Origin of the sequence: Nocardioides malaquae (assembly GCF_015070385.1) — a bacterium.
Lineage (GTDB): Bacteria > Actinomycetota > Actinomycetes > Propionibacteriales > Nocardioidaceae > Nocardioides > Nocardioides malaquae.
Genome location: NZ_JADCSA010000068.1, coordinates 1 through 517 on the forward strand (window position 1 = coordinate 1; position 517 = coordinate 517).

Annotated in this window: 1 protein-coding gene; it reads right to left on the reverse strand. The window is 49.3% G+C overall.

What is annotated here, in order from left to right; genetic code table 11:
• Positions 1-135: 135 nt before the first annotated feature.
• On the reverse strand, positions 136-517 hold a 382-nt coding region (locus tag IEQ44_RS15555; protein WP_193639391.1), incomplete at its 5' end, for a DDE-type integrase/transposase/recombinase.

The window sequence follows — 517 nt, forward strand, 5'->3', positions numbered from 1 at the left end:
CAGAATGTTCACCTCTGTCTCTTTCCCCAGAAACTTCTCCTTCACCAACTTTAAAGGACCCCGTACCTCATGCCCAAAGACCAATTCAAACGGGCTAAAGCCGGTTGACTCGTTCACTGCATCCCTCGCTGCAAACTACAGGAAAGGGATCCCTCTGTCCCAATCACCTGGATCCTCAACACAGTACGTCCTAATCATCGTTTTCAGTGTCTGATGGTGCCTCTCAAGGGCACCCTGCGACTCTGGGTGGTATATAGATGACTTCAACTGCTTTATACCCAGTTCATACATGACCTCCTGGAAAACCCCCGACATGAAATTGGACCCCTGATCGGACTGGACCTCCTGAGCCAGCCCATACTGTGTGAAGAACTTCAACAACGCATCCAACACTGTTTTCGCTTTGATGTTCCTCAGGGGGATCCCCTCTGGATATCTTGTCGCCACATCCATAATGGTCAGCAAATATTGATGCCCCCTCTTAGTTTTCGGCAGAGGTCCTACACAATCAATCAAC